The organism is Mesorhizobium sp. B1-1-8, from assembly GCF_006442795.2.
In the GTDB taxonomy this organism is placed as follows: Bacteria; Pseudomonadota; Alphaproteobacteria; order Rhizobiales; family Rhizobiaceae; genus Mesorhizobium.
Map to the genome: position 1 here is coordinate 2,746,914 of NZ_CP083956.1, position 25,885 is coordinate 2,772,798.

General features: G+C 61.4%; 31 protein-coding genes and 1 tRNA gene. 20 read left to right on the plus strand and 12 right to left on the minus strand.

Going from position 1 to position 25,885, the window contains the following annotated elements:
* Positions 1 to 60 precede the first annotated feature (60 nt).
* Positions 61 to 1,095, plus strand: a complete 1,035-nt coding sequence (locus FJ974_RS13335; protein ID WP_140530494.1) for an SDR family oxidoreductase — start codon at positions 61 to 63, stop codon at positions 1,093 to 1,095.
* Positions 1,096 to 1,137: 42 nt separating this feature from the next.
* On the opposite strand, the gene FJ974_RS13340 is transcribed toward FJ974_RS13335, so the two are convergent.
* Positions 1,138 to 2,028, minus strand: coding sequence for an SDR family oxidoreductase (locus tag FJ974_RS13340; protein WP_140530497.1), 891 nt, complete (start codon positions 2,026 to 2,028; stop codon positions 1,138 to 1,140).
* Between the two features lie 169 nt (positions 2,029 to 2,197).
* Between FJ974_RS13340 and FJ974_RS13345 the strand changes: the two genes are divergently transcribed.
* Together FJ974_RS13345 and FJ974_RS13350 are read left to right on the plus strand one after the other, a co-directional pair.
* Positions 2,198 to 2,608, plus strand: a complete 411-nt coding sequence (locus FJ974_RS13345) for a winged helix-turn-helix transcriptional regulator (RefSeq protein WP_140530499.1) — start codon at positions 2,198 to 2,200, stop codon at positions 2,606 to 2,608.
* 90 nt (positions 2,609 to 2,698) lie between these two features.
* Positions 2,699 to 3,991, plus strand: coding sequence for an FAD-dependent oxidoreductase (locus FJ974_RS13350; protein ID WP_140530502.1), 1,293 nt, complete (start codon positions 2,699 to 2,701; stop codon positions 3,989 to 3,991).
* Here FJ974_RS13350 and FJ974_RS13355 read toward each other — a convergent pair.
* Positions 3,879 to 4,598: a glutathione S-transferase family protein gene (locus FJ974_RS13355; protein WP_140530504.1), complete on the minus strand. Its 720-nt coding sequence runs from the start codon at positions 4,596 to 4,598 to the stop codon at positions 3,879 to 3,881. The genes FJ974_RS13350 and FJ974_RS13355 overlap by 113 nt on opposite strands.
* Before the next feature lies 1 nt (position 4,599).
* The gene (locus FJ974_RS13360; protein ID WP_140530507.1) at positions 4,600 to 4,905 is read right to left on the minus strand and encodes a Rieske (2Fe-2S) protein; all 306 of its coding nucleotides are present in this window, start codon (positions 4,903 to 4,905) and stop codon (positions 4,600 to 4,602) included.
* Positions 4,906 to 5,001: 96 nt separating this feature from the next.
* On the opposite strand from FJ974_RS13360, the gene FJ974_RS13365 reads away from it, so the two are divergent.
* Positions 5,002 to 5,457 (plus strand): MarR family winged helix-turn-helix transcriptional regulator, encoded by a 456-nt coding sequence (locus FJ974_RS13365; protein ID WP_140530510.1) that lies wholly within the window; start codon positions 5,002 to 5,004, stop codon positions 5,455 to 5,457.
* A 161-nt stretch (positions 5,458 to 5,618) separates the two neighbouring features.
* Here the strand turns inward: FJ974_RS13365 and FJ974_RS13370 are convergent, their stop codons facing one another.
* Complete coding sequence (locus FJ974_RS13370; RefSeq protein WP_140530513.1) at positions 5,619 to 6,053, minus strand: DUF1772 domain-containing protein; 435 nt, start codon at positions 6,051 to 6,053, stop codon at positions 5,619 to 5,621.
* Positions 6,054 to 6,204: 151 nt separating this feature from the next.
* Here FJ974_RS13370 and FJ974_RS13375 point away from each other — a divergent pair, with 151 nt between their 5' ends.
* Positions 6,205 to 6,873 (plus strand): TetR/AcrR family transcriptional regulator, encoded by a 669-nt coding sequence (locus tag FJ974_RS13375; protein WP_226891590.1) that lies wholly within the window; start codon positions 6,205 to 6,207, stop codon positions 6,871 to 6,873.
* 26 nt (positions 6,874 to 6,899) lie between these two features.
* Complete coding sequence (gene ilvC / locus FJ974_RS13380; protein ID WP_140530520.1) at positions 6,900 to 7,919, plus strand: ketol-acid reductoisomerase; 1,020 nt, start codon at positions 6,900 to 6,902, stop codon at positions 7,917 to 7,919.
* Positions 7,920 to 8,022: 103 nt separating this feature from the next.
* On the opposite strand, the gene FJ974_RS13385 is transcribed toward ilvC, so the two are convergent.
* Entirely contained in the window at positions 8,023 to 8,307 is a 285-nt protein-coding gene (locus FJ974_RS13385) for a PilZ domain-containing protein (protein WP_140530522.1), read from the minus strand.
* Positions 8,308 to 8,469: 162 nt separating this feature from the next.
* Positions 8,470 to 9,069 (minus strand): BA14K family protein, encoded by a 600-nt coding sequence (locus tag FJ974_RS13390; RefSeq protein ID WP_140530525.1) that lies wholly within the window; start codon positions 9,067 to 9,069, stop codon positions 8,470 to 8,472.
* A 167-nt stretch (positions 9,070 to 9,236) separates the two neighbouring features.
* Between FJ974_RS13390 and FJ974_RS13395 the strand changes: the two genes are divergently transcribed.
* Positions 9,237 to 10,349, plus strand: coding sequence for an endonuclease/exonuclease/phosphatase family protein (locus tag FJ974_RS13395; protein WP_140530528.1), 1,113 nt, complete (start codon positions 9,237 to 9,239; stop codon positions 10,347 to 10,349).
* Between the two features lie 3 nt (positions 10,350 to 10,352).
* Positions 10,353 to 11,072 (plus strand): hypothetical protein, encoded by a 720-nt coding sequence (locus tag FJ974_RS13400; protein ID WP_140530531.1) that lies wholly within the window; start codon positions 10,353 to 10,355, stop codon positions 11,070 to 11,072.
* 25 nt (positions 11,073 to 11,097) lie between these two features.
* Here FJ974_RS13400 and FJ974_RS13405 read toward each other — a convergent pair whose 3' ends face one another.
* From FJ974_RS13405 to FJ974_RS13415, 3 genes are read right to left on the minus strand one after another with little or no spacing between them, the layout of a single operon-like run.
* The gene (locus FJ974_RS13405; protein ID WP_140530534.1) at positions 11,098 to 12,315 is read right to left on the minus strand and encodes an ABC transporter permease; all 1,218 of its coding nucleotides are present in this window, start codon (positions 12,313 to 12,315) and stop codon (positions 11,098 to 11,100) included.
* The gene (locus tag FJ974_RS13410; RefSeq protein WP_140530537.1) at positions 12,312 to 13,019 is read right to left on the minus strand and encodes an ABC transporter ATP-binding protein; all 708 of its coding nucleotides are present in this window, start codon (positions 13,017 to 13,019) and stop codon (positions 12,312 to 12,314) included. Before FJ974_RS13410 ends, FJ974_RS13405 begins: the two co-directional genes overlap by 4 nt.
* 3 nt (positions 13,020 to 13,022) lie before the next feature.
* On the minus strand, positions 13,023 to 14,309 hold the full coding sequence (locus FJ974_RS13415; protein WP_140530540.1) for an efflux RND transporter periplasmic adaptor subunit: 1,287 nt from the start codon (positions 14,307 to 14,309) through the stop codon (positions 13,023 to 13,025).
* 135 nt (positions 14,310 to 14,444) lie between these two features.
* Between FJ974_RS13415 and FJ974_RS13420 the strand changes: the two genes are divergently transcribed.
* From FJ974_RS13420 to FJ974_RS13470, 11 genes are all read left to right on the plus strand, one after another.
* Entirely contained in the window at positions 14,445 to 15,344 is a 900-nt protein-coding gene (locus FJ974_RS13420) for a PhzF family phenazine biosynthesis protein (protein ID WP_140530543.1), read from the plus strand.
* A 161-nt stretch (positions 15,345 to 15,505) separates the two neighbouring features.
* A tRNA-Lys gene (locus FJ974_RS13425) sits at positions 15,506 to 15,581 on the plus strand.
* Between the two features lie 354 nt (positions 15,582 to 15,935).
* Positions 15,936 to 16,157, plus strand: coding sequence for a helix-turn-helix transcriptional regulator (locus tag FJ974_RS30400; RefSeq protein ID WP_140530546.1), 222 nt, complete (start codon positions 15,936 to 15,938; stop codon positions 16,155 to 16,157).
* Positions 16,158 to 16,159: 2 nt separating this feature from the next.
* Entirely contained in the window at positions 16,160 to 16,561 is a 402-nt protein-coding gene (locus FJ974_RS13435) for a hypothetical protein (protein WP_140530549.1), read from the plus strand.
* Positions 16,554 to 18,143 carry an AAA family ATPase gene (locus FJ974_RS13440; protein ID WP_181177020.1) on the plus strand — a complete coding sequence of 530 codons (1,590 nt, stop codon included), beginning with the start codon at positions 16,554 to 16,556 and terminating at the stop codon, positions 18,141 to 18,143. Before FJ974_RS13435 ends, FJ974_RS13440 begins: the two co-directional genes overlap by 8 nt.
* Before the next feature lie 748 nt (positions 18,144 to 18,891).
* Complete coding sequence (locus FJ974_RS13445; RefSeq protein ID WP_140530555.1) at positions 18,892 to 19,230, plus strand: hypothetical protein; 339 nt, start codon at positions 18,892 to 18,894, stop codon at positions 19,228 to 19,230.
* Positions 19,231 to 19,375: 145 nt separating this feature from the next.
* Positions 19,376 to 20,857: a hypothetical protein gene (locus FJ974_RS13450; RefSeq protein WP_140530558.1), complete on the plus strand. Its 1,482-nt coding sequence runs from the start codon at positions 19,376 to 19,378 to the stop codon at positions 20,855 to 20,857.
* A gap of 15 nt (positions 20,858 to 20,872) precedes the next feature.
* Positions 20,873 to 21,367 carry a hypothetical protein gene (locus FJ974_RS13455; RefSeq protein WP_140530560.1) on the plus strand — a complete coding sequence of 165 codons (495 nt, stop codon included), beginning with the start codon at positions 20,873 to 20,875 and terminating at the stop codon, positions 21,365 to 21,367.
* Entirely contained in the window at positions 21,364 to 21,801 is a 438-nt protein-coding gene (locus tag FJ974_RS13460; protein ID WP_181177021.1) for an XkdF-like putative serine protease domain-containing protein, read from the plus strand. The genes FJ974_RS13455 and FJ974_RS13460 overlap by 4 nt, the downstream gene beginning before the upstream one ends.
* On the plus strand, positions 21,798 to 22,268 hold the full coding sequence (locus FJ974_RS13465; RefSeq protein ID WP_140530566.1) for a hypothetical protein: 471 nt from the start codon (positions 21,798 to 21,800) through the stop codon (positions 22,266 to 22,268). The genes FJ974_RS13460 and FJ974_RS13465 overlap by 4 nt, the downstream gene beginning before the upstream one ends.
* Positions 22,269 to 22,653: 385 nt before the next feature.
* The gene (locus FJ974_RS13470; protein WP_181177022.1) at positions 22,654 to 22,821 is read left to right on the plus strand and encodes a hypothetical protein; all 168 of its coding nucleotides are present in this window, start codon (positions 22,654 to 22,656) and stop codon (positions 22,819 to 22,821) included.
* A 190-nt stretch (positions 22,822 to 23,011) separates the two neighbouring features.
* Here the strand turns inward: FJ974_RS13470 and FJ974_RS13475 are convergent, their stop codons facing one another.
* On the minus strand, positions 23,012 to 23,242 hold the full coding sequence (locus FJ974_RS13475; RefSeq protein WP_140530568.1) for a hypothetical protein: 231 nt from the start codon (positions 23,240 to 23,242) through the stop codon (positions 23,012 to 23,014).
* Positions 23,243 to 23,490: 248 nt separating this feature from the next.
* Positions 23,491 to 23,916 carry a hypothetical protein gene (locus FJ974_RS13480; RefSeq protein ID WP_140530571.1) on the minus strand — a complete coding sequence of 142 codons (426 nt, stop codon included), beginning with the start codon at positions 23,914 to 23,916 and terminating at the stop codon, positions 23,491 to 23,493.
* Between the two features lie 262 nt (positions 23,917 to 24,178).
* Here FJ974_RS13480 and FJ974_RS13485 point away from each other — a divergent pair, with 262 nt between their 5' ends.
* Positions 24,179 to 24,568: a response regulator gene (locus FJ974_RS13485; RefSeq protein ID WP_140530573.1), complete on the plus strand. Its 390-nt coding sequence runs from the start codon at positions 24,179 to 24,181 to the stop codon at positions 24,566 to 24,568.
* A 90-nt stretch (positions 24,569 to 24,658) separates the two neighbouring features.
* Here the strand turns inward: FJ974_RS13485 and FJ974_RS13490 are convergent, their stop codons facing one another.
* The gene (locus FJ974_RS13490; RefSeq protein ID WP_181177023.1) at positions 24,659 to 25,882 is read right to left on the minus strand and encodes a tyrosine-type recombinase/integrase; all 1,224 of its coding nucleotides are present in this window, start codon (positions 25,880 to 25,882) and stop codon (positions 24,659 to 24,661) included.
* Between the last annotated feature and the right edge of the window lie 3 nt (positions 25,883 to 25,885).

Genomic DNA, 25,885 nt, shown 5'->3' on the forward strand with positions numbered 1-25,885 from the left:
GCATGTCGTGGTCCCGAAAACCATTGTACGGTTTGACCGGCATGCATTTGGGAGGCGGATGTGAGCGGCGAATTGGTGCTTGTTACCGGCGGCTCCGGCTTCCTTGGCGCGCATTGCATCGTGGCCCTGCTGAACGCCGGCTACCGCGTGCGCACGACCATACGCTCAGCCAAGCGCGAGGCGGACGTTCTCGCCATGCTGAAAGCCGCGGGGATCGAGCCGGGCGACAGGCTTTCCTTTGCCGCCGCCGATCTCATGGCCGATGCGGGCTGGCCGGCGGCGGTCGCCGGCTGCGATCACGTCCTTCACGTCGCCTCGCCATTTCCGCCCGGCGTGCCGAAGCACGAGGACGATCTGATTGTGCCGGCCCGGGAAGGCGCTTTGCGGGTGCTCAGGGCCGCGCGGGACGCCGGCGTCAGGCGCGTTGTGCTCACCTCGTCCTTTGCCGCGATCGGCTATGGCAAGATACCGCCCGACGGGCGGCCTTTCACCGAACAAGACTGGACCGATCCGACGGCCAAGGTCAGCGCCTACGTGAAGTCGAAGACGCTTGCCGAACGCGCCGCGTGGGATTTCATCGCCGGCGAGGGCGGCGCGCTGGAACTGTCGGTGGTCAATCCGGTCGGGATTTTCGGACCGGTGCTCGGCCCGGACCATTCAACCTCCACCGCGTTTGTCCAGCGCATGATGAACGGTGCGCTGCCAGGCCTGCCGCGCATGTCGTTCGGCGTGGTCGACGCGCGCGACGTGGCCGATTTGCATTTGCGCGCCATGACGAATCCCGCCGCCAAGGGCGAGCGCTTCCTGGCGGTATCGGGTGACTTCATGACCGCGCAGCAGATCGCGCAAACCGTGAAAACCCGACTGGGTGCTGCCGCGGCGCGCGTCTCGACCAGGATGCTTCCAGATTGGCTGGTGCGGGTCGCCGGACTGTTCAACGCCGAAGCCGCGCAGCTCGTGACGGAACTCGGCAAAGTCAAGAACGCCACCAACGCCAAGGCGGTGCGCCTGCTGGGCTGGTCGCCGCGATCACGCGAAGATGCGCTCGCGGCGACCGGCGAAAGTCTGATCCAACTGGGACTGGTGAAGAAATAGGACAGGCCGAGCCATCCGGTCCGGCCTGTCCGATAGGTCAGATCAAACTGCCAGGACGGCCTTGTTAGCCTCCAGGAATTGCTTCAGCGACACGGATTTGCGGCCGGAGAGTTTTTCGACGGCGTCCGTCACCATGCCGAGTTTGCCGACGCGCGTGGCGGCGTCGAAGGATACCAAAAGCCGGGCGATCGGTTCGGGGACGCCGACTGCCTTTATCCCCTCGGCCAAAGCTTCATCGGAAAGCTGAATGACCTCGATCGGCTTGCCGGTGATTTCCGTGGCAAGCGCTGCAACCTCGGCGACAGTGTAGGCTTTCGGCCCGGTCAGGGTGTAGGTCGTGCTTGCGCGGGCCTCGGAAGCCAGCCCGGCGGCGATCGCTGCCGCCAGATCGTCGCGCGCGCCGTATGATATGCCGCCATCGCCCGCCGACGTGTACCAGTGTCCCGACGCCAAGGTCTGCGGCAGCGACAAGAACAGATTCTCGTCATACCAGCCGTTGCGGAAGATCGTATAGGCGATGCCGCTCGCCTTGATTGCCTGTTCGGTGGCCAAATGATCGGGAGCGAAGAGAATTGGCGAACCTGGCTCGGGATCGGGCATCGATGTGTAGAGAATATGGGCGACGCCTGCCTGCCTGGCCGCCGCCACGGCCGCCAGCTGCTGCTCCTGCCGCTTGCCCCGCACCGCCAATTCGCTGGTCGAGATGATCAGCACCCGGTCGGCGCCCTTGAAAGCCTCCTCCAGCGAAGCCGGGTCGTCGAAGTCGGCGGCCCTGACGCTGACGCCCTGCGCAGCGAGATCGGCAAGGTTCCCGGGACTGCGCGTTGTGGCGATGATGCGGGCCGGCGCGACCTGTTGCGCATCCAGCAAATGACGGATGACGGCGCGGCCGAGCTGGCCGGAAGCGCCGGTGACGAGGAGGGTTTCGGTCATGGGAGGTCCTTGGAATTGCGCCAAAGGGCGCGTGCCGTTACTGGTCTCGAAAAGAGACCAGCGCTAAAATAAGAATTGACCTGAGGCCGTAAAGAAGGCAGTTTTTCGGGAGGTAGGCACAGCCGGGGAACCACTCGGCTGGATGCCGTTTCGAGCAACGGACGCCGTCATGGACAGCAAGATTGTCAACCTGAAATCGAAGCTCGAGGTCTACAAAGCGATGACCGGCGGCGGCAATATCGCTGATTGCCCGGTTCGCGATGTTATCCAGGGCATCAACGGCAAATGGAGCTCGCTGCTGGTCATGGCGCTGGCCGAAAAGCCTTATCGGTTCGGCGAATTGCGCCGCCTGGTGCCCGACATCTCGCAGCGCATGCTGACGCAGACGCTCTACGATCTGCAGCGCGACGGCTATGTGCATCGCGAAGTGTTTCCGACCAAGCCGCCGAGCGTCGAGTACAGCCTCACCGATCTCGGCCGCTCGATGTTCGCGCCGTTGCAGATGCTCATCCAATGGGCCGAACTCAATCACGATACCGTACGCGAGGCGCGCGCCGCCTTCGATGCCGCGCAGGCCTGAGCCGGCTCCATCGACGACAAGCGTCAAAGCGCCAGCTTGATTTGGCGCTGGCCGTGAGAGATTGTCCCCGCCGGTTCGGGTTTGGGGGCAATGGACAAGTCTTACGAGATCGCGATTGCCGGCGCCGGTCCGGCCGGCTTGGCCGCCGCCCTCTATCTCGAGCGGGCAGGGCACAAAGTCACCGTTTTCGAGCGCTTCGACGAGCCGAAGCCGGTCGGCTCCGGCCTGATCCTGCAGCCGACCGGGCTGACGGTGCTCGCCGATCTCGGCCTGCTTGAAGACATCCTTTTGCTCGGCAGCCGCATCGAGCGTCTTTGTGGCACCGATGCCAAGAGCGGGCGAACGGTGCTCGATGTCCGCTATGATTCGAGGCGCGGCCGCTTCGGTCTCGCGGTACATCGGGCGGCGCTTTTCGGCGTGCTTTATCGTGCGGCGCGGCGCGCGGCGATCGCCATCGAAACCAATGTCGAGATCGAGACGTTGGAGGCCGGTGAAAGGGCGACGCTTGTCTGCGGTAACGGGAAGCGGCTGGGACCTTTCGATCTGGTCGTCGACGCCAGCGGGGCGCGCTCCAGGCTGCGGCAATGCCTCGGCGATCCGGCCATGCCGCGCCCGCTTACCTATGGCGCCTTCTGGGCCTCGCTCGGCTGGCGCGACGGTTTTGACCCGAAAGCGCTGCTGCAGCGCTACGACAAGGCCAGCGTCATGGTCGGCGTGCTGCCGATCGGCAGGCCCGAGCCAAGCGCCGAGACGATGGCCGCGTTCTTCTGGAGCCTCAAGCCGGCGGATGTCGAAAGCGTGCGGGGCGAAGGCCTCGACGCGTGGAAGGCGAGGGTGATCTCGGTATGGCCGCAATGCGAGGCTTTCACCCGCCAGATCGACAGTTTCGAGCAGCTCTCGCTTGCCCGCTACGGCCACCACACGATGGCGCTGCCGGCCGGGCGACGGCTGGCGGTTATCGGCGACGCCGCGCATTCGACCAGCCCGCAGCTCGGCCAGGGCGCCAACATGGCGCTGCTCGACGCGGCGGCACTCAGCCATGCGCTGGCGCGAACGAGTGGCGTCGACGAGGCGCTGGAGACTTATGCAAGGGCACGCCGCTGGCACGTGCGGGTCTTCCAGGCGCTGTCCTTGTCGTTGACGCCGTTCTACCAGTCGGACTCCGTCACGTTGCCGTTCGTGCGCGACCGGCTGGTGGCGGCGCTGGCGAAGATCCCGCCGGGGCCGCAATTCCTCGCCGCCATGGTTGCAGGAACCGTGATCGATCCGTTCAGGCCGATCGGGCTAGCCGAGCTGCAATGGCCTCCGACCGGATCATCTGCGACAGATAGGACGCCTTTGCCCGCAGGAAGGCGTGCAACCGCAGCGGATAGCCCGGACTGACAGCCTCCTTCACCGATTGCCGTTCGCTCAACGCCTTGCGCCAGGCCTGGACGAGAGGTTTTCCATCCAGGATGCCAAAATCACCGAACCTGTCGAACGTGTCGAAATAGCGGAAGATCGGCCCGTAGACGGCATCGACCAATGAGAAGCGGTCGCCGGCGAACCACGGACCGCTCCGCCTTGCCGACAGTTCCGCCTCCATACGCCCAAACATTTCCGACAAGCCGCTGCTTTCCTTGAAGAACGCGGCCTCATCGGCAGCGGAATAGAAGCGGCCTATCGCATTGAGAATGGCCGAGCCGAATTCGATCCAGGCGCGGTGCCTGGCACGCATGAGCGGATCGGCCGGGTGCAACGGATTGGCCTGCGTCTCCTCGAGAAATTCGAGGATGACGGCCGATTCGAAGATGATTTCTTCTCCGCCGTCGTGCCGCACGCGCAGCAGCGGCACCTTGCCGAGCGGCGAGATCGCCTTGAACCAGTCTGGCTTGTCGGCGAGGTCGACGTTGACGCGTTCGAACGGCACGCTTTTCTCGGCCAGCGAGATCGCCGCGCGTTGCACATAGGGGCAGAGGTGATGGCTGACGAGAACGAGCTTTTCGCCCATCTCACTCTCCCCAGATATAGTTCAGCGTGCCATCCTCAACGCGCGTGGAGAGAAACATCAGGCGCGAGCCCTTCGGCGCCGGGCCTTCGAGCCGCGCGCCGCTTTCCATGTCGAAGCTGGCGCCATGCCATTGGCAGACGAAAGCGCCGTCCCTGCAGTCGAGCGGCCCGCCGAAATGCAGGCAGACATTGGCCGCGGCGCGAATGCGCTCGCCGCTGCGCCAGACATGGACCTCGCGGCCGAAGAACGGCGCGATCAGGCTGCCGCTTTGCGGGATGTCGGCGATCTTGCAGATTTCGTGTTTCATCGGAAAACTCCATATCGATGCATTTGCATTTATATAGATGCATATGCATCGACCGTCAAGCTTGATGCAATTGCATCTATCGCGTAGGCTGCGCCGATGACGAAGACATCCCCTTCACCGCAGGCCATCGACGCCTGGGCTCGCCTGATGCGCGTCTCGCGCCAGCTTGTCGAAAGGACCGAGGAGGTGCTGAAGGCCGGCGGCCTGCCGCCGCTTGCCTGGTACGACGTGTTGCACGAACTCGCCGAAGCGGGCGAGGGCAGTTTGCGCCCCTTCGAACTGGTCGATCGCACACTGTTGGCGCAGTACAACATCTCGCGGCTCCTGGCGCGGCTCGAGGCGGATGGCCTGGTGGAGAAATTGCCCGTCACCGAAGACGGCCGTGGGCAAACGGTGCGCATCACGGCGAGCGGCCGGAACATGCGACGCCGCATGTGGTCGGTCTACGGAGCCTCGATCAAGGCGCTGATGGGCGACAAGCTTTCAGTGAAGGAATTGGAAACGCTGGCGGCGCTGCTCGGGCGGCTGCGGCATCCGCCGATCATGGAATGAAAAACCAGGCAGGCGCCTTAGGGTGTGTTGATATTCAGGTGAGGCCGGCCTGCAAATGGCGGTTTCCTGCGCTTCCGGTGCTCACGTACTTCAAGTACGCTCCGCTCCGGTTCTCGGAAGCCACCATTTTCGACTCGGCCTGACCTGAATCTCAACACACCCTAGGCAACATACAACGCCCAGAGAAAGGCTATCGTCGCCAGCGCGCCCAATGTGGTGCGGACGAGATGCATCCCGCCCCATTTGATGATCAACGGCCGCGCCTGCGGATTTGCAACCGCCACATCCATAGCCTCAAGCTGCCGGTTCGTCGGCATCATCACCAGCAGCGTCCATGGCCAGGGCAGGATGACGAGCACCGCTCCGGCCAGATAGGCTGAAAAACCGGTCCGCCACCAGGCGATCAGGCCGAGAATGCAGGCAAGCAAGGCGATCGAGGCCTGCATGGCGGCGCCGCGTTTGTAGGAAGGCTGCCATTCCTGCAGCAGCGCCTTGTCATCCAGCCGCAGCCGCGCCGGTTGCTCGGCGACGCTGACATAGATTGCGGCGCCGGTGAAGGCGGCGGCAACGGTCAAGGCCAGCAACCCGATCAGCATCGTCGTCCCTCGATAACCTAATATTCTATTCGGGCCATCCTGATATGCGGTCTGCAGGCAAATAGGGCTTGCGCCGATCGAGGCAATGCGGCATAGACTGCAGAACCGTAACGTACGGTACGCTTCTTGCCGCAAGCCTGACGAGAGAACTTTGTTGAACAGCGCGCCGGACATTGACAACAGCGAAGGGCTCACCGAACGGCAGCAAGCCGTTCTGGATGCGGCGCTTCGCCTGCTGGTCGAGGAGGGCGACAATCTGACCATGACCGCGGTGGCGCGGCGGGCAAGCTGTTCCAAGGAAACGCTCTACAAATGGTTCGGCGACCGCGACGGGCTACTGACTGCGACGGTCCAATGGCAGGCCTCCAAGGTGCGCGTGGCGCCAGTCGACCGCGACAGGCTCGACCTTGCTTCGCTGACGGCAAGCCTGGAGCGTTTTGCCTCCGACTGGCTGAGGGTGATCTCCAGCGACACGTCGATCGCGCTGAACCGGGTGGCGGTCGGTCATGCCGGTTCCGGCAAAGATGATCTTGGCGCTATCGTGCTGCAGAACGGGCGCTTCGCGCTCGCCAGGCGCCTGAAGCCGGTGCTCGAAGCGGGACGCGAGGCCGGGCTGCTCGACTTCGAGGAAGCCGAGACGGCGTTCAGGACCTTTTTCGGACTGGTCGGCCGCGACGTGCAGATCCGGCTTCTGCTCGGCGACCGGCTGCAATTGACTGAGGCGGCAATCGGCGGCGACGCCGCCCGCGCGACGCAGCAGTTTCTCGCTCTCTACGGGTCGAAGACCCGGGAGGCAAACAACCGGCCGCAAGGCCTCTGATCTTCAAAACGGGAAGGAAGACCAAAATGCGTGTCTATTACGATCGCGATGCCGATCTCAATCTGATCAAAGGCAAGAAGGTCGCCATCATCGGCTATGGCAGCCAGGGCCGGGCGCATGCGCTCAACCTGAAAGATTCCGGCGTCAAGGACATCGCCATCGGCCTCAAGGCCGGCTCGGCGACCGCCAAGAAGGTCGAGGCCGACGGACTCAAGGTGATGAGCGTGGCGGATGCCGCCAAATGGGCCGACCTGATGATGATGGCGACGCCGGACGAGCTGCAGGCCGACATCTACAAAAACGAGATCGCGCCGAACATCCGCGACGGCGCCGCGATCGCCTTCGCGCACGGCCTCAACGTGCATTTCGGCCTGATCGAGCCGAAGGCTTCGGTCGACGTCGTCATGATCGCGCCGAAGGGTCCCGGCCACACGGTGCGCGGCGAATACCAGAAGGGCGGCGGCGTGCCGTGCCTGGTCGCCGTCAACCAGGACGCTTCGGGCAACGCGCTCGACCTTGCGCTCTCCTATGCCTGCGGCGTCGGCGGCGGCCGCTCGGGCATCATCGAGACCAACTTCCGCGAGGAATGCGAGACGGACCTGTTCGGCGAGCAGGTGGTGCTGTGCGGCGGTCTCGTCGAGCTGATCCGCGCCGGTTTCGAGACGCTGGTGGAAGCCGGCTACGCGCCGGAGATGGCCTATTTCGAGTGCCTGCACGAGGTCAAGCTGATCGTCGACCTGATCTATGAAGGCGGCATCGCCAACATGAACTACTCGATCTCGAACACCGCCGAATGGGGCGAATATGTCTCGGGTCCGCGCATCATCACCGCCGAGACCAAGGCCGAGATGAAGCGCATCCTGAAGGACATCCAGACCGGTAAATTCACCTCCGAATGGATGCAGGAATACCGCGCCGGCCTGTCGCGCTTCAAGGGCATCCGGCGCGGCAACGACAGCCACCAGATCGAGGAAGTCGGTGCCAAGCTGCGCGCGATGATGCCGTGGATCGCCAAGAACAAGCTGGTCGACAAGGCCAAGAACTAAGGCGATCCTGATCACGCATTTTATTGCTACGGCAAAGGCCGACGGGGCAAACCGCCGGCCTTTTCGCGCCTTGGTTGTTGTCGACTGACCGCGACCCCCGGCGTCAGCCGTAATGCCAGTGCGGCTTCGGCTCGGTGCCCGTGAACTCGACGCCGATGCGGTCCTCGCGGCGCCAGCGGACGATCGCCTTGTAGCCGATGCCGTCGGTCGGCACATAGAGCAGGAACTCGTCGGGCACGCGCGCCTCGATCGGCACCTTCAGTTCGGCGCCGCCGGGATGCATGTTGCGCACCGTGCACTTGACCTCGGAATTGGCAATGCCGGTCAGGATCGCCGCACCCTTCAGCACGCGCTGCCTGCGCTTGGTTCTGTTGTCATCTTCGGGCATGGCGGCATGTCCTGACGATCGATGAGGCGATCGTGTTTTGGGGGCACCGCGCAGCGAGATACATCGCGCCGATGAACATAGGGTTACACGGGCCATCGCGGACAGCTTGGACATGACGAAACGGGCCGCGTCGCGGCCCGCTCATCGGACTAACCCTTGGCCTCAGGCATAAGGTGAAATGCACTGCCGACGGGGGCCGTAATTAGGCTGGAAAGTGTTGTCCCAGGCGCGATAGGACCGATAGCGGTTGTAGCACCACCGGACATGCGCGCTGGAAAGCCGCTCCGTCCGGTAAATGCGCCGCGGGTGGTAGTAGCGCGGATAGGGATCATAGTAGTAGGGGTCATAATAATTGTCGTAGGCCAGGCTGCCCAGGCCAAGGCCGAGGCCCAAGCCAAGAAGGGCGGCTTCACCATTGTCGAAACCTCGATGATGGCGATGGTGCCGCCAGCGCCAGTCGCCATTCCAATCGCCGCCATCCCAGTTGCGGGAGAAATGGCGGGCGCGGAAGTCGCCGCCGCGCCATCTGAAGTCGCGGCCGCGCCAGTCGCCGCCGCGCCGCCAGCGCCAGTCAAACATCTGCTGCCGGTCGTTGCCGCCGGCCCAGCTGTCGCGCACCGGGATGATGGTGGGTGCCGCCGAACTTGTCGCGGTCGATAGATCGGGCTGCAGGATCGGACCGGCGATCGACGGCGCCGTCAGACCCGCCATAAGGCCCAAGGCCACCAGCCCGGAGCCGAGGGAAGAAAAGAGCGGTTTCATTTCACTCTCCAAGGAGCAAGGCCCCACGCCCAGAATACCCCGGGGAAGAGGCCTATTGATGGGACTTTCCGTCTGAACGGAAGATGAACGGAAAAGGTTCCATCAACCATGGCGCGTAGGCGCCCGGCTCTTGTTTTCGGCCTCGCTTGCAGGCAAAGGTCACGGCCATGCCGCTTCGCCTAGCCACCTTCAACGTCGAGAACCTGATGAACAGGTTCGATTTCTCCGGATATCGCAACCAGCTCAACGAGGATCGCACGCTGGCGCTGTTCGATATCCAGAGCGAGGCCGAATATCGCATGCTGGAGCAGGCAAGGGCGATCGCGCAGTCGGACGATACGCGCCAACTGACCGCGCTTGCCATCGCCGCCACCCGCGCGGACATCATCTGCATGCAGGAGGTCGACAATATCGAGGCGCTGAAGGCGTTCGAATATGGCTATCTGTTCAAGATGGTCGGGCAGGGCTACCGCCAGAAATACACCACGGCCGGCAACGACTCGCGCGGCATCGACGTCGCCGTGATGATGCGCAGCGAGACCGCGCAGGGCCAGCCGATCGAGTTCGTGCGCATGACCAGTCATGCCTATGTCACCTTCGAGCAGTTCGGCCTGTTCACGCCGGAGCTTGCCGCGCTCGGGCATTTGGCCAACGAACGCGTTTTCCGGCGCGACTGCCTCGAGATCGACGTCAGGGTGGGCGGCGTGCCGCTGACGCTTTATCTCGTGCATCTGAAATCGATGGGCTCGCCCCGCAACGGGCTCGACGGCCGCGAGGCGACGATGCCGCTGCGCGTTGCCGAGGCTCAAGCCGTGCGCCGCATCATCGAGGAGCGCTTCGGCAAGGATCATGCCGCCGACAAGCGCTGGGCGATCTGCGGCGACATGAACGATTACAGGCAGCGCGTGAAGATCGAAGGCGACAGCCTCGACGGCTACCGCTTCGAGGTGATCGACGAGCGCCAATCCTGCATCAACGTGTTCACCGCCGGCGGCTTTTGCGAGAACGTCGTCGAGCGGCGGCCGGAGATGGACCGCTGGAGTTTTTATCACACGCGCGGCCCGCAAGAGCGGCATCTGTGCCAGCTCGACTATATCCTGCTGTCGAAGGCGTTTGCCGCGAAGAACGCGACGGCGGTTCCGGACATCATCCGCAACGGCCAGCCGTGGCGCACCATCTTTCCGCCCGGCCAGGAAGTCGAGCGCTTCCCACGTGCCGGCTGGGATCGGCCGAAGGCGTCCGACCACTGCCCGGTGGCGATCACCCTGGACATGGCATAACCGGTGAGTTTCGACCTGCCCCGCAATGTGATCCTGCCGGTCGACGCGGTCGACGTCCGGCTCGACTCAGGCCCGCACCCGTTCGAACGCGACAACCAGGCTGCCATCGCCGAGAACTGGCAGCGCGAGATGAGCGCCAAACCCGCGCTCTACGACGGCACGGTGGTGCTGCTTTCGGAGCTCAGCTACCGCGACAGCCGGCTCACCGGACGCTGCCATGCGGTGAAGTATTCGAGCTTCATGCTGTGGCGCAGGCAGCGCCAGGGGAGCGGCGCCGAGCATGCCTACGCACATGCCATGCTGGTCGCCGGCGACAATGCGCTGGTGGCAATCCGCATGGGCGCGCACACGGTCAATGCAGGCGGCGTCTATTTCGCCGCCGGCTCGTTCGAGCCGACCGATTTTCGCGACGGTTTTGTCGATGTCGACTTCAACATGATCCGCGAGGTGAGGGAGGAGACTGGGCTGGACCTTTCGACGGCTGAGCGCGGACAGCGCTATCACGCGCTATCGACGGCAAGCGGCACCGTGATCTTCCGCCGCTACCAGGTTCCCGAGCCGGCCGACGAGATCGAGCGGCGCATCAGCGCCTTCGTTGCCGCCGAGGCAGAGCCGGAGATCGAGGGGCCGGTGATCATCCGCCATGCCGCCGACCTGCCGGGCGGGCTGATGGGGCATATGAAGCCGCTGATCGAGTGGCATTTCTCCGACGATCAGCCCTGAATTTATCCGGACAGGCCGCCGGTAATCACTCGTGGCGGAGCGCATCGATCGGGTCGAGCCTGGCGCCGCGCAGCGCCGGGAAGAAGCCGAACACCATGCCGATCAGCGCCGAGAAGCCGACGGCGAGCAGGATGACCGCCGGACTGGGCGCGAACGGGATGTTCAGCGTCGCCGAGGCGAGGCCGGCCAGCGAAAGTCCGATCAGGATGCCGATGATGCCGCCAAAGAGCGACAGCACCGTCGCCTCGACCAGGAACTGGATGAGGATGTGTTTTTCATGCGCGCCGATCGCCAGCCTGATGCCGATCTCGCGCGTGCGCTCGGTCACCGAGACCAGCATGATGTTCATGATGCCGATGCCGCCGACAAGCAGACTGACGCCGGCGACGGCGCCCAGCATGCCGGTCATGGTGGTGGTGGCGCTGGCCATGGCGTCGGCGATCTGGGTCATGTCGCGGATGGCAAAATCGTCATCGCGGTCGGGCGTGACGCGGCGCGTGTCGCGCAAAATGTCCTCGACGCGCGGCTGCAATTCGCTGGTCGGCGTCCGCTCGTCGGCGGCGATATAGATGTTGTCGATGTCGCGGTTGCCGGCAATGCGGCGCTGATAGGCGTGCAGCGGCATCAGCACGACATTGTCCTGGTCCTGGCCGAAGCCGGTGTAGCCCTTCGGCTCCAGCAGACCGACGATCTTGCAGGAGGTGCGGTTGACGCGGATGATCTCGCCTTCGGGATCGCCGGCGCCAAAGAACTGCTGGCGCACCGTCTCGCCGATCAGGCACACACCGGCGCCGGAGCGCGTCTCGGAATCGCTGAACGGCCGGCCCGAGACCAGCTTCCAGTCGCGCGCGTCGAGATAGGCGCTGTCGGTGCCGGTGACGCCCGACGTCAGGCTTTCGGTGCCGAAGATGACGCGCACCTGCTTTTGCGAGGCGGGCGAAATGGCGCGCGCGCCGCTCAGATGCGCGACCAGGGCGGCAACATCCTTTTCGGCCAGCGGCCGCACCACCTGGTCGAGCCCTCCCGGCCCGCCAGGGCCAGCCGGGCGGCCGGCGCGAACGACGAGCAGATTGCTGCCGAGCTTGGAAATGTCGGACTTGACCTTCTCGGTCGTGCCTGAGCCGATGGTCAGCATGGCAATGACGGCGGCGACGCCGATGACGATGCCGAGCAAGGTCAGGAACGAGCGCAGCACGTTGCGGCGAATGGAGCGCAGCGAAAGGCGAACCGTCTCCCAGATCATTGGGCGAGTTCCAGCTTCGCGGTGTCGGAAGCAACATGGCCGTCGAGGAAGCGCACGGTGCGCTCGGCATATCCGGCGACGTCGGCCTCGTGCGTGACCATGACGATGGTGAGGCCGAGCTCGGCATTGAGCCTGGTCAGCAATTCCATGATCTCGTGCGTGCGCGCCGTATCGAGATTGCCGGTCGGCTCGTCGGCGACGAGCAGCGTCGGCCGGGTGACGATGGCGCGCGCGATCGCCACGCGCTGCTGCTGGCCGCCGGAGAGTTCGGCTGGCGTGTGGTGCTCGCGCCCGACCAGGCCGACCTCAGCCAGCGCCTGCATGGCGAGATCGCGGCGCTCACGGGCCGAAACGCCGCGGTAGATCAGCGGCAGCTCGACATTTTCGGCCGCCGTGGTGCGCGGCAACAGATTGTAGCCCTGGAAGACGAAGCCGACATAGAGGTTGCGCAGCACGGCGCGGCGGTTGCGGTCGAGCCGGCCGGCATCGATGCCCATGAAACTGTAGGTTCCGGCGGTCGGCGTGTCCAGGCAGCCGATGATGTTCATGGCCGTCGACTTGCCCGAGCCGGACGGCCCCATGATGGCGACGAACTCACCGCGGCGTATGGCGAGGTCGACGCCGGCGAGCGCATGCACCTGCGCCTCGCCCTCGCCATAGCTCTTCCAGACCTTGTCGAAGGTGATGAGCAGGGGAGCGGACAAGGATCAGCTCCGCTGCTGCGAAGCGGTGATGACCTCGACGCCTTCCTCGAGGCCGGAGGTGATCTCGGTCAATTCGCCGTCGGTCGAGCCGATCTTGACGTTGACCGGATGCGGCCGTCCGTTTTCCAGCACATAGAGCGTGCGCGAGCCGTCGGTCGGCGCCTTCGTCGCCTCGCGCTGCCGGTTGGGGCGGCCCATGCGGCCGCTGAACAGGTCGCTCAGGCTCCATGCGCGGGCGACAGGTGCTGCGGGCCGGTAGCGGAAAGCGGTCGACGGGACAGTCAGCACGCCCTTGGCCTGCTTGGTGACCACCGAGACCGTTGCCGTCATGCCGGGCCGCAAGAGCAACTCGCCATTGTCGACTTCGAGCCGCGCTTTGTAGGTGACGACGCCGTCGGTGGTGACCGAGGCGTAGGAGATGTCGCGGATCTCGGCATCGAAGGGACGGTCGGGAAAGGCGTCGACGGTAAAACGGGCATGCTGGCCGGGCTTCACCGCGCCGATATCGGCTTCATCGACCGCCGCCTGCAACTCCATATTTCTCAGGTCGGCGGCGATGATGAACAGCACCGGCGCCTGCAGCGAGGAGGCAACGGTCTGGCCGGGATCGACCGAACGCGTCAGCACGATGCCGTCGATCGGCGCATAGATGGTGCTTTTCGCCAGATCCGTCTGTTGCGCCTTGAGGTCGGCCTCGGCGATAGAGAGATTGGCTTCGGCGCTGTCGAGCGCTGCCTTGGAGCGATCGCGCGTCGCCGTCGCCGCTTCGAGAGACTGGTCTGTCGCCATGCCGCGCTTGGTCAGCGCGCTTGCGCGAACAACCGCGTTCTCGTTCTCCTGCAGGGTCACCTTGGCGTTCTCGACGGCCGCGGCCGCCGCCTTGGCGGAGGCGGTGGCCCGCTCGATCTGGACCTCCAGCTTGGCGGTATCGAGCCTCGCGAGCACGTCACCCTTCTTCACCTGCTGGTTCTCGTCGGCCGCGACCGAGCGGACGATGCCGGACAATTCGCTGGAAATATCGACCTGCGTCAGCGGCTGCAGCGTGCCGGTCGCCGACACCGCGACGGTGAGATCGGCGATCGTAGCGGGCGTCGTGGTGTATTCGACCCTGGCCGGAGACGCGGCATACCGTTGATAGCCGCCAATGCCGGCCGCAACGACAGTGAGCGCCAGCAGCGCGTAGAACCAGTTGCGGCGGCGTTTGCGGCTCACACCCTTGCGGTCGAGCCCCAGTGCCGCCTCGATGGAGGAATCGGTTTCCGCCTTTGGCGGCTTGACAAGCTGGTCCACGCCGGACCCCTATGGTGGAAGTTGATGTCCCTATCCGTGCACAAATCAGGCCTTGAGGTTCGAATTTCAAATTAAATTTCCCTCATGTTTGGATTGAGGCAGAAATTCGGACCGAGGCGGAAGGTTTTCTCGACGATGCGCAATTACTTGCTTTACGATGTGTTTACGACCGAACGGCTGGCCGGAAACCCGCTCGCCGTGGTGCTCGACAGCGACGGGCTCGACAGCGCCGCCATGCAGGCGGTAGCGCGCGAATTCAACCTGTCGGAGACGGTTTTCGTGCTGCCGCCCGACAATCCCAAGCACCGCAACCGTATCCGCATCTTCACGCCCGACTATGAAATGCCGTTCGCCGGCCATCCGACGGTCGGCGCGGCGATCGCGCTTGCCGAACTGGCCGGCGAGGCGACCGGCATCTTCGTGCTGGAGGAGAATATCGGCCCCGTGCGCTGCGCGGTGAGCAAGCACGACGGCTCAACCTTTGCCGAATTCGACCTGGCAAAGCTGCCGGAGCGGTTGGACCTGAAGGCCGATCCCGAAGCCATTGGCGCCGCACTTGGCCTGACGTCGCACGAGATCGGCTTCGAGAACCACCGCGTCTCCTTCTGGTCGGCCGGCGTGCCCTATGTCACCATTCCGGTCGCCGGCCTCGAAGAGGCGGCGCGGATCAGGCTGGACAACCAGGCCTGGTCGGAACTCGCGCCGCGCAAGAGCGAATGGGCCTTCGCCAGCCCCTATGTCTATTGCCGCGAGACGCAGCAGCACGACAGTGCCTTCCATGTGCGCATGATCGTGCCGGGCACGCCTTCCTATGAGGACCCCGCGACAGGTTCGGCGGCTGCCGCATTCGCCGGTGCCATCATGCATTTCGACGGCCCGACCGACGGCATTTCGCAGCTCTGGATCGAGCAGGGGCTGGAGATGGGCCGGCCATCGCGCATCCGCCTGGAGCTCAACGTCGATGGCGGAAAACTCGCCTCCGCACGTATCGGCGGCCATGCGGTCAAGGTGGCTGAAGGCAAGCTTTTCGTTTGATGCGGTGCCGGGCTTTTAGTGAGCATGATCTTTTCCGAAAACCGGATTCCACTTTTTGGGATCATGCTTGAGGCGATTTGTCGGGAAATGATCCGAGCAGGGCTGGACATACCGGAGATCGGCGGCTATATGCCCGCCGACGCTGGGTTTACCGGCCGTGTGGGTGTGTAGCTCAGTTGGTAGAGCAGCTGACTCTTAATCAGCGGGTCCACAGTTCGATCCTGTGCACACCCACCAATAAAATCAATAGCTTACAGCAAATCCCGTATAGTCGCCGTTTGGCGAAAATGAATGTTCAATGAATGCAGCCACGAGTTTTGCATTGATTTTCCGTCATTCCGACCGGTCCGACTCAAAAGACATTGGATTGACATTTCAAAACGATCCCCGCATATATTGGACACCAAATCGGCGCGATGCCGGGAAGGGCGATGACCTGCATTAGCCTCATTCGAGGCCGGACGTGGGCAGGCTTCGCGAGACGAACGCGAAAGAAAAACAAAGCCGCAAAGGCCGCGTCTCCAAATGTAAACACCGACACACTGGCCCCGCTTTTTGGCCGGCGTGCGGTAACATTTGGGGTGTAGTCCAATGCAGACTTTGTTAACTCGTCGGCAAGTCGCCGATCTTCTTTCCGCATCAACATCGACCATCATCAGACTTGAACGGGCTGGACAGCTGCCAATCGTGCGACTGGCTGGCGGGCGAGGTCGCGTCAGATATGCCGCAGCCGATGTTCAAAATTTGATCGAAGGCTCGAAAGAGCAACCGGCCAAGCCGGATCGCGTCCGCGTCCAGAAGCGGGAGGGCTGACCATGACTCGCAGATATAACAAGCACCACCACCACGAGCCTCTAACCAGCGATGGACGTGGGTTCTACAGCGGGACATTGGATTCTCTGTCTGCCGGACTTAACAGTTCGGACCCACTCGTTGCGGCAATGGCACGTGCCATCGAAGGGGAATTGTGGACAGCTATGGAGCAGTGGGCCGAAAACGAGCGTGAACGCGAAACCGATCCCGCCATAATCATGGAGGCACTTGCCCTTATTCAGATACAGGCCTGGGCCAACTTGATGGCGGAGTGTATCGAGCCGGAACCCGGTTATGCGAATGCTGCTCGACACTACAAGCAATTGGTGCGGGATAACTTGATCCCCTATGCCAAAAAAATGCTGGCACGCTGGGACGACGGCGGGGATCAGGCCGATGAGTAAATCATTCGTCTACAAGGCCAACCCCGAAGCAGTTCAAAGGCGGGCGGAACGATGGCAGCGTGAAGCAGCGAAGGAGGCGCCCGATAGTCAGCAGCAGCGCGACGACGTTCTGCCACAAACTGATCAGGAGAACATGATTTCGGCACTCGCGCACAAAGACGAGTTGGGGCGAAAGCTTCTCCAGTCGCTCACCCCTGGCCTTTTTGAAGGCGACTATAAGTTCGTCGCGGAGCGGCTGTTCGAATACCGGAAACGATATGATCGACCACCTGGGGTACACACAGCTGATCTGTTCTCTGACATTCTAGAAGACCCCCAATCGAAACGCCGCGGCACCATTCATCGCATCCTCGTCAGCATGTTGCAGCTTGCGGAGGCGATGGACGAAAACTTTGTCTTCGACAGGGTCGGTAAATTCATCCGCCGGCAGAAGCACAAGATTTTCTTACCGAGAATGGTCAATGCGCTGAACTCCGGGCGCGACGCGGAGGCCGAGCGGCTGCTGTTGGAGCATATCGAGGGCAGCACCGACGGGGCCGGTGCGCGACTCGTCACCGGCGACCAATTCGAGATGAGGGAAATCGAATGGTACATGCGACCATTCTTTCCCTTCGACATGGTGTCGATCCTGAGTGCGGAAAAAGGTCAGGGCAAAACAACTATCATCGCCGACATCGCCGCCGACCTGGGAAAGCATGGCGGCCACATGGTCTATATTTCGAACGAAAGCACGCCGTCGCTCGAATTCCTGCCACTGGTCGAGGCGGCCGGCGGCGCCGCCGCCAGAAGCAAAATTCTGCTGTACGGCGAGCCGGACGCGGCCGGCAAAATGGATTATCGACCACCGACTTTGTTAACGCCGCAGGAGCTGGCCAGACTCGAAGGGTTCATACGGGAACACAATGAGGCTGGCCGGCCTGTCGAATGCGTCGTTCTCGAACCCCTGAACTCGTTCATTCTGGCCGCCAAGGCCAGCAGCGATGCCGGCGTTCGCGAACTCCTCGATCGCCTTGCCCTCATGGCCGCGCGACTTGGTGTCATGGTGATAGTGACGACACACTGGAACAAGAATACCGAGCTTCGAGCGCGAGATCGCATCATGGGATCTGTCGGGGTTATCAATGCAGCGCGCAGCGTCAACGTCATCGTCAACGATCCTGACGAGGATGGCGGCAAACTGCTCGTCAACCTGCTCGGTAACTTCGTATCGCCGCACGAAAACAATGCGCGCGGCTATCACACGGTGCAGGTCCGCGCCTTGCGCAAAATCAAGTGGGAACGGCGGTGCGACATGTTTCGGATGGACGAGGACGAGGTGGACGCGCTCGTCGTGCGCAAGGCGGAAGCGAAGAAGCCCGGCAGACCCGCCAAGACCGATGACTGCGAAACCGAACTGCGCCGGCTGCTCCGCAACGGACCGATGCCCGTGCGGGAGCTCAAGCAGAAACTGAACGTCCTGGGTTACTCCGACTCGACGGTGGACCGCGTCAAGGCAAGGTGTGACGACGACATTAGTACTGATGTAGAGGACAGCGTCCGCTATTGGTTACTCAATAAGGCGCGTCAAAAAGCAGGAAATTAGTTTTGATGAGGGTTTTGACGAAGGGTTTTGACGAAGAGGACGGGTTACTCGACAAGGGGACTTCGTCAAAACCTCCCCCCTAATAGGGGGGAATAGTTTTGATGACGTGATGAAAAAGAGACGAAATAGGTCCTCACTTCATCAAAACCCCCTCTACACACATGCGCGCGTGAAGGAGACAGAAAGAATGAAAAAGGAGTTCGAATATCGCCCTTGTCTAGAAGCCCGCATCAGGCGCGCGAAGCAAGGCGAACACCTGAGAGTTTGGAGAGAACGAAAACAGAATTATGATGTCAGGGCTGTTCTTGCGGAAGAACGCCGGAGACGGCGAGACGAGTATGAAAGGAAGTGAACGGAAGGAGGAAAGAAACATGTCGTTTTTCAATTTCGTCGATCATGGGAAAATAGAGGAAGTGCTGGGTAAGTATCGGCGGATCGGGAAGCAAGAGAAACCAAGCAAGAAGGTCAGCCTTCCACGTGTTCGCATTTATCCGCAACGAGGGCATTTGAGGTTGGTTTGGGATGCCGATCGGGAAGAGAAAAGAGCGCGTAGTGTAATCCGTTCGAGATAACAGGAGTGCGTGAGGTGAAGGAGGGTTGGTTTGGTGAAGGATTAGAAAAGGCAACCACTCACCAGTAACCAAACATCTAATAAACAATCAGTGAGTACCAATACTGTACCCCTTGCGAAGCAACGGTTATGCTGAAGGTTTGACAAAGGAATGAATACTATAAACAATATGAGCGCATGGAAACTACGCTCAAAGAACGTTCGCTGATCGCCCTTAGAAGGCTGAAAACAGACGCTCGCACCCGAAAATCCAAACGTTGGCGTCAACTCTATTGCGACTACATGACGCGGACAGAGGGCAGATACGAAGAATTAGTGCAGGCATTGTGCTCGTTGGTCATTCAACGCGAAACTTTGCAAAACGAACAGCTTCGTGGCATCGCCAATAATGCCTACCTGATCGCGAAGACTTCCCAGCAACAGACCTACCTGATGACGCAACTTGGCCTTGTCAAGGTCGAGAAGCAACAGCGTCGGCCTCTGCGTGAATCCTTGATGGAGGGTCACCGTGATTGAGCGCGTCCGCCTCGACGTGGATATGCGCGGCACAGGGCGGAGGCAATGGCGATCAGGGGTAGGGACCCCCGAAATCGCCGAAACACCTCCCCATGCCTCCCACAGAGGCGCTGAGAATCCATTTGGGCGAGGGCTCCATGCGTCAATGGTCGATGACAGGCTTTTCGGCACCACATTCTCCGCAGATAGCTTTTGGACGTGGCGCACTGTCGCCAAGCTGATCGACGGCCTTCCCCTCGACAGGCGCGAACGTGAACTATTCAAGCAATGCACCGGACGGACGAAGCCACCCAAAGGCGGCGTGCATCGGCTGATCCTGCTTATCGGCAGACGCGGCGGGAAGGATAGATTCCTGAGCGCCGTCGCCGGCTATCGTGCCTTACTCGCCTCCGATTGGCCGAAAACACTGTCTGCGGGTGAGCAGGCAGTCGTTCAGTTGCTGGGAAAGGACAAGGGCCAAGGCGCCATCCTGCACAGGTACTGTAGGGGCCTCGTCCTGGCTTCACCTGTCTTGTCAGATCAAATCGTGCGCGATGTCGGCTCCGGCATTGTCGAGTTCACCAATGGCGCCGCCATCGAAATTTCGACCAATGATGTCGGCGCGCTGCGTGGAAGAAGCTCCATAGGTGTCTTGGGTACTGAATCCTGCTTCTGGCGCACAGACAGTGACCACTTATCCAGCGACGAGGAAATCGTCTTGGCCGCAGAGCCTGCAATGGCGATGGACCCGACAGGTGGTGTGCTGATCATGGCGTCGTCCACCTACAGAAAAAGAGGCTGGATGTATCGGCAGTACCGCGACTTGTTCGGCGCCGATGCAAGCGATGATGTCGTGTGGCTGGCGCCAAGCCGCGTCATGAACCCTCTCTTGCGGGAATCCTTCATCCAAAAGGCGATCGAACGTGACGGTTCGAAAGCCCGTGCCGAGTACTTAAGCGAATGGCGCGAAGATGTCAGTGACTTCCTGCCCCTCGACATTGTGGAAGCCGCGACAGACCGCACCATCATCGAGCGCCCACCTAGGGACGGTAACCGATATTTCGCCTTCACGGACGCGGCTGGTGGAAGCGGCCAGGATTCATTCACCGTCGCGATAGGTCACCATGATCGCGAGGCAAACCACCTCGTCGTCGATGCCATGCGTGAACGCAAGCCGCGTTTCGCTCCGGCTGAAGTCGTCAACGAATATGCGGTCCTGCTGAAACAGTATCGCGTTTCCGAGGTCTCGGGTGACCGTTACGCCGGCGCCTTCCACGCAGATGAATGGACACGTCAAGGCATCACCTATCGCGACTCGTCGCATTCCAAATCAGAGATCTATTTGGGCGCATTGCCCCTGCTGATGAACGGGCGCGCCAGGCTCTTGGACAGCGAACGCCTGCGGTCGCAGCTAACCGGCCTCGAACGTCGCGTCGGCGAAGGCGGCCGGGAGCATGTCGACCACAGCCCCGGCGCTCACGACGACCTCTGCAACAGTGTGTGCGGGTTGCTCGTGCACATGGCCGACCTGCACGCCCGCGAGCCACGCGTTTCCCTTGTCGGGCCAAGCGTCATCACGTCAGACGGCTTGGATTCCTATGCACGGCGGCCCCGCGGCTTTCCCGACCCGTATTGGACGCCCGATTGAAAAGGGATGAATCCCATGCTGAAAGCTGCAGTCAAAGCCAAAAGCCCCATGGGCAAAACGCTCTATGCCCAGCCAGGCCGCAAGGCCCATCTGTCTGCCTTGATCACAGATATCGAGGCCGAAATCCGCGACATCGACGAGGCAATCGACGGTCTCGCCTCGAACCAGGCTTTCATGGCGACATCAGGCCCGGTCGGCGGCATCCTGGGGGCCACCAGCGCCGACAGGCACGACGCATTCGCACGGATCAGGGGAATGCTGGCCGACGAGCTACGTCTTGCTGAAAACGAGCTTGCCCGCACAGTCGAGTCTTTGGTCAGCGAGGAAGACATTGAGCGGTTTGAGCGCAGCCAGCGGGAGATCGAAATCGAGGTCGGAAGCAGAAGGGACACCTATGCGAGAGCGATAGCACAGTTTAGCCAGCAAAATGATCATCGCAGCGCCGCGACGTATGCCTTTGAGAGAGCAATGGCTCGAGCTGCGCTTGCCAAGCAATGGGAAGGACGATGAGCGATTCCCTTGGTCTGATATTCGGCTGGGCTCTGGTCTCGGAGATCAACGGCGAACCGTACTACGACCTCCAAGGGGATTACGTTCCGCAGGATGCGATGTTGCGCGAGACCACGCGGTTCATGGAAAACAATCGCATGGGCAAACTCATGCACGCCGGCGAACAGGTCGGCACCATCGTGCACAGCTTGCCCCTGACCGCCGACATCGCCAAGGCGCTCGGCATCAGTACCCGCAGGACGGGTTGGATCGTTGCCTACAAGCCCACCGACAGCAGTCTGGTCGACAAGGTCCATGCCGGCATCTACGGCGGCTTCTCAATCGGTGGGACGCGAGGCGTCAAGGAAACGGAGACGCAAACAACAACGCGGACAACAGGAAAACGCAAACCGAACGGCTACTTTGCCGGGCTCGGGACCAGGAGATCAGGATGACCACGAAACAGATACTCGACGATTTCGAAATCCGGGAGCTGTCGCTTGTCGATTCCCCGGCTCAGGAAGGCGCTCTTGTCGCCATCACAAAGGCAAGGCCCGCGCCGATCATTGTCAGGCCTTACGAGGCGAAGATGCAGGAGACTCATCAGATGGAAAAGAAAGACGACGCGATCAGCTTCGGCAGTTTCGAGGAGGCCTGCGCACATCTGCGCAAGGCCGGTCTGGGTGGGGCGGAGGCGATGGTCGCCGCGCGCCAGCAGCATCCCGCCTTGTTCCAGAAGGCTCAGTCCCGCGAGCATGAGGTGACCGATCAGGAACAGGACCTCAAGAAGGCACGCGACGGGCGTGCCCGAATGAACCAAATCGACGCGTTGGTCCGCACAACGGCTCTCGGCAAGGGCGTGAGCAGAACGGATGCCCTTCGAATGGTCAGGAAATTGAATCCGGCATTGTTCGACGACTGATCATGATTCCGTGGCCGTTTTCGGGTTATCACGGTCACGGGATAGGCCCGCGGGGTTTTCGGTTCTTCCCCGCGTGACATCGCCTGCCTGACCGCGATGGGCCGCATGGTCGGGTAACTTGGGGAACGTCGGTTCCATCGCCAGTTACGGCCGACGTTCCCCCTTTTTCCAAAAGGGCACGCTCACCGATCCCTTGGTAGTGGGTCAGTGTGAATTGCCGGGGCTAGACGGTGCCGGGGCTATATAGTTGACAGACCCAACCGGATTCATAGCACCTAGCCATGGGTCTGGTTAGGGCGTAGGCTCATCTGGTCGCCCGCGCATAACCTGGCCAACGGACGCTTGGAAGAGACGATCAGGCTTTCGCCCCAACGGGAGGAAAGCCATGCCTAGCGATAGCGGCCGCGAGCATCAGACTGCTAAGGAAAGGCACGTCAACTGGCTTGTGGACAGAACCGGCATCACCCATACGCAGGCCCATGAGCTTATCGACTTGCTCGGTGTGGGCAATCTGTCGTCGCTGGTGCGTGAAGCGCTCTTGCTGAAAAAGTAGTCCGCCCCTACTTCGACGGCCCCGTCCCGATATGGAACATTTCCCTGACTGTGGGATTAATCATTCTAGGCGGTTGGGGATGCAGCCGCCCGTTTCGAGAGTAACTCTCCTGGCAAGCCCGTCGCCTAGTTGGGTTAAGCGGCGGGCTGTTATCCCACTTGAGGCGAAGGTCACCAAACGGTTTCAAGCGTTAAGAACATTCGGGAAGCTTGCACTTTTTGAGATTTAGCTGTGCTCGGCTACACGCCAGCAGGGCTTCGGTCAGCTGTTTGTTATCCACATTCTTACCCGTGAACGCGCGCAGCAGTTCACTTGCTTGCTTTTCCCACTCGGTTTCGGGGGTGTCTTCGATGCTCGCCGTTAATGCGCGGCAGAGAATGTCAAAGTCGAATGCAGAAATCCCTGGACGGCTGCCGTTCATAGCTCCTTCTCCCCTAACCCTACCCGAGCCTTAATTGAATGACTCTCCGAGGAGTTGGCAATAATTTTTGTTAATATGTCCACTTGAAATATAGCGCTGGTTCTCGTTAGCGCTGTGAGACGGAAACGCATCGAAACGACCCCTGACCTGATCGATGCCTCCGCTGCTTCTGTAGCGCCCCTCCCTGCTGTCGCAATCCGCAAAAAAGCCCCCGATGAAGGGGGCTTTTGCAATTCGATGATTTTTTGTCAGGCGTCGGTCTCGGTCTTGCTTTCAGACTCGACGGCTTTCGCGGCAACATCGGCTGCGGCGTCGGCGGCCGTCTCGATTGTTTGAATGCCCTTCGGCTTCTTCACGGTCTTCGGTTTCGCCTCGACAGGCTTCCACAGGCCTTTCGTCTTCCATTGCCGAATCCAACTCGTGATCGTTCCTTTGGCAAGGCCGAGTTGGATGCCCAGCTTCAACGCGGCATCAGCGCCTTTCGCCTTGAGTTCGATGGCGACTTTTTCCTTCCTGGTCCCGGCTACAACTCCGAACTCACCCTTGGTCTTCTTCGCAATCACGGGTGTTTCAGTTCCCGCTTTGTTCTCAGACGTCTTTACACTTTGCCGGCCCTTGGAATCGGCAGTCTTCGTAACGGGTTTGCCTGTTGCGGCTCCGGTCTTCTTAGCCATTTGCTCTCTCCAATCGAAATCGCAGTTCCAATCAACTGCAAGTTGCATATATGCGACTGAGATGCAGGGACAAGCCGAATGGGCACACTGAAAGCTGTCGAAAGCAGGGAGGGGCGCTGCAGAGGCGCGAGGAGCGACACGCACAGTGACGCAGGCGCCAAAGAGGAGGGCGTCCTGATCCCAGATTAACAAATGTTAATCGTCCAGCGGAACCTATACGAGCTTCGCCCGTTGCGGCTCGGGGGAATAGGGGCCCCAAACAATGATTTCTGGTTCTGTGCTGGTTGTCGAGGACGAGTCTGTTGTGCTCCTTGACATTGACCACTCGCTTCAAGAGGTAGGATACAGCGTGATCACCGCCTATCGTGGCGCGGATGCGATAGAGGCGTTCGATGACCATCCCGAGCGTGTCCGAGGGCTCGTAACTGATATCAGGCTTGGCGATGACACTGACGGCTGGGCAGTGGCCAGACACGTGAGGAGCGTCAATCCAGACCTTCCGGTGATCTACATGAGCGGCGATGGGGCGGTAGACTGGCAGACTGAGGGCGTCTCAAATAGTCTTATGATCGAGAAGCCCTTCGAGATGCAGCAGATCATCACTGGTCTGGCTGACCTGCTGAATGAGGCCCCAGTCGGGGCGTACCCATGAGTAACCTAAAGAGGAAAAGGGCAGGGACCGACGCTGTGGCGGAGGTAGCAGCGACATGATGACTTGTACGTCACGACGCCGAAAAGCGCCCTAGGCGCCGTGTATCGCCCCAATTCGAGCGATTTTGTCGTCATCGGGGCCGTGAACGATCAATGCGATCTCCGACGCGACGGCTTCAAGTGCCTGATCCACACGCGGGCCATATTCGCGCGGATCGTCATAGACCGCCTGAATGCCTTTGATGCTGTGCCCGAGGGCACGTTCTGCAATCTCCGTTTCGACGTGACGACGAGTCATCAGCTTTCGGGCTGTTCGGCGCAAATCGTGATGAATCCAGTGCGGCATGTCGGTGGGCAATAGCTTATCGATTTCGGCCTTGCGTTGGCTGAATGCGTTGAACGCCTTTTTCCCCCGTCCGGCGAAGACATACGGGTTATCTGCCATCCTCGGGATTGTCGCGATGATGTCACGTGCCGCCTGCGACAGCGTGAGGGAAGGTGGAGTGCCCTTTTCACGGGCTTCATGAGCGATGGTCCAGATGCCCTTGTCGTCAACGTCCTCCCATTGCATCGTTGACAGCTTCTCGCGGCGCTGGCCCGTCAACAGCATCAGCCTGATCATCGCGCCGTAAGGGCGATATAGATCCTCATGATCACACGCTGCCCACACGTTCCTGATCTCGTCGTCCGACAGCCAGCGCTCGCGTGGCTTGTATTCGCCGCGTTTCATGCCCCTGACCACAGGCGAAACGAACTGGTCATCGCGGCTCTCGTACCAACTGAACATCTTGCGGATCGTGGCAAGGACGGCGTCGGCCTGGCGTGCGCCGTGATCGTCTTCGATGTCGTCAAGGAGTTTGTTTACATCGCGGCGTTTGATGTCGAAGAAAGCTCGATCCTTCCATTTCGGGTAAACGTAGACGTTCAGTTGGCGTTCGATCTCGCGCTTCGATCTCAGGCCCTTCTTGTCAACGTGGCGCTTGATGAAGTCTGCTGCGACTTCCGTGAACGTTCCGGCTTCCTTCGATGCGGTGTGTTGTTCGGGTTTGAACTTGCCAGCGGCTTTACGGGCATCGGCAACGCCCATGTCGGGGTAGGTGCCTAGCTTCGCTGATTTCGGCTTGCCGGCTTCATACCACAATGCCCGCCAAGACTTCGTTCCGCCGTGGCTGACGACAAGGACGAGGCTACGGCCACGTTCGAGGCGTTCGAGGAAGGACCATTGGTTGGGCTTGTCGGTCTTCAAGGGCAATCGAACGTGTTTGATCCAGCGCTCCGTGAACGAGCCGCTGAAATCAGGTTTGTCGGTCTGCATGAT

Coding starts and splice junctions, on each gene's coding strand:
- FJ974_RS13445 (WP_140530555.1), top strand. CDS start 18,892: ATGGAAACTACGCTCAAAGAACGTTCGCTGATCGCCCTTAGAAGGCTG.
- FJ974_RS13365 (WP_140530510.1), top strand. CDS start 5,002: ATGACGAAGACATCCCCTTCACCGCAGGCCATCGACGCCTGGGCTCGC.
- FJ974_RS13440 (WP_181177020.1), top strand. CDS start 16,554: ATGAGTAAATCATTCGTCTACAAGGCCAACCCCGAAGCAGTTCAAAGG.
- FJ974_RS13470 (WP_181177022.1), top strand. CDS start 22,654: ATGCCTAGCGATAGCGGCCGCGAGCATCAGACTGCTAAGGAAAGGCAC.
- FJ974_RS13340 (WP_140530497.1), bottom strand. CDS start 2,028: ATGACCGAAACCCTCCTCGTCACCGGCGCTTCCGGCCAGCTCGGCCGC.
- FJ974_RS13405 (WP_140530534.1), bottom strand. CDS start 12,315: ATGATCTGGGAGACGGTTCGCCTTTCGCTGCGCTCCATTCGCCGCAAC.
- FJ974_RS30400 (WP_140530546.1), top strand. CDS start 15,936: ATGCAGACTTTGTTAACTCGTCGGCAAGTCGCCGATCTTCTTTCCGCA.
- FJ974_RS13490 (WP_181177023.1), bottom strand. CDS start 25,882: ATGCAGACCGACAAACCTGATTTCAGCGGCTCGTTCACGGAGCGCTGG.
- FJ974_RS13420 (WP_140530543.1), top strand. CDS start 14,445: ATGCGCAATTACTTGCTTTACGATGTGTTTACGACCGAACGGCTGGCC.
- FJ974_RS13390 (WP_140530525.1), bottom strand. CDS start 9,069: ATGAAACCGCTCTTTTCTTCCCTCGGCTCCGGGCTGGTGGCCTTGGGC.
- FJ974_RS13395 (WP_140530528.1), top strand. CDS start 9,237: ATGCCGCTTCGCCTAGCCACCTTCAACGTCGAGAACCTGATGAACAGG.
- FJ974_RS13465 (WP_140530566.1), top strand. CDS start 21,798: ATGACCACGAAACAGATACTCGACGATTTCGAAATCCGGGAGCTGTCG.
- FJ974_RS13355 (WP_140530504.1), bottom strand. CDS start 4,598: ATGGGCGAAAAGCTCGTTCTCGTCAGCCATCACCTCTGCCCCTATGTG.
- ilvC (WP_140530520.1), top strand. CDS start 6,900: ATGCGTGTCTATTACGATCGCGATGCCGATCTCAATCTGATCAAAGGC.
- FJ974_RS13360 (WP_140530507.1), bottom strand. CDS start 4,905: ATGAAACACGAAATCTGCAAGATCGCCGACATCCCGCAAAGCGGCAGC.
- FJ974_RS13385 (WP_140530522.1), bottom strand. CDS start 8,307: ATGCCCGAAGATGACAACAGAACCAAGCGCAGGCAGCGCGTGCTGAAG.
- FJ974_RS13480 (WP_140530571.1), bottom strand. CDS start 23,916: ATGGCTAAGAAGACCGGAGCCGCAACAGGCAAACCCGTTACGAAGACT.
- FJ974_RS13475 (WP_140530568.1), bottom strand. CDS start 23,242: ATGAACGGCAGCCGTCCAGGGATTTCTGCATTCGACTTTGACATTCTC.
- FJ974_RS13350 (WP_140530502.1), top strand. CDS start 2,699: ATGGACAAGTCTTACGAGATCGCGATTGCCGGCGCCGGTCCGGCCGGC.
- FJ974_RS13435 (WP_140530549.1), top strand. CDS start 16,160: ATGACTCGCAGATATAACAAGCACCACCACCACGAGCCTCTAACCAGC.
- FJ974_RS13450 (WP_140530558.1), top strand. CDS start 19,376: ATGGTCGATGACAGGCTTTTCGGCACCACATTCTCCGCAGATAGCTTT.
- FJ974_RS13345 (WP_140530499.1), top strand. CDS start 2,198: ATGGACAGCAAGATTGTCAACCTGAAATCGAAGCTCGAGGTCTACAAA.
- FJ974_RS13485 (WP_140530573.1), top strand. CDS start 24,179: ATGATTTCTGGTTCTGTGCTGGTTGTCGAGGACGAGTCTGTTGTGCTC.
- FJ974_RS13455 (WP_140530560.1), top strand. CDS start 20,873: ATGCTGAAAGCTGCAGTCAAAGCCAAAAGCCCCATGGGCAAAACGCTC.
- FJ974_RS13460 (WP_181177021.1), top strand. CDS start 21,364: ATGAGCGATTCCCTTGGTCTGATATTCGGCTGGGCTCTGGTCTCGGAG.
- FJ974_RS13370 (WP_140530513.1), bottom strand. CDS start 6,053: ATGCTGATCGGGTTGCTGGCCTTGACCGTTGCCGCCGCCTTCACCGGC.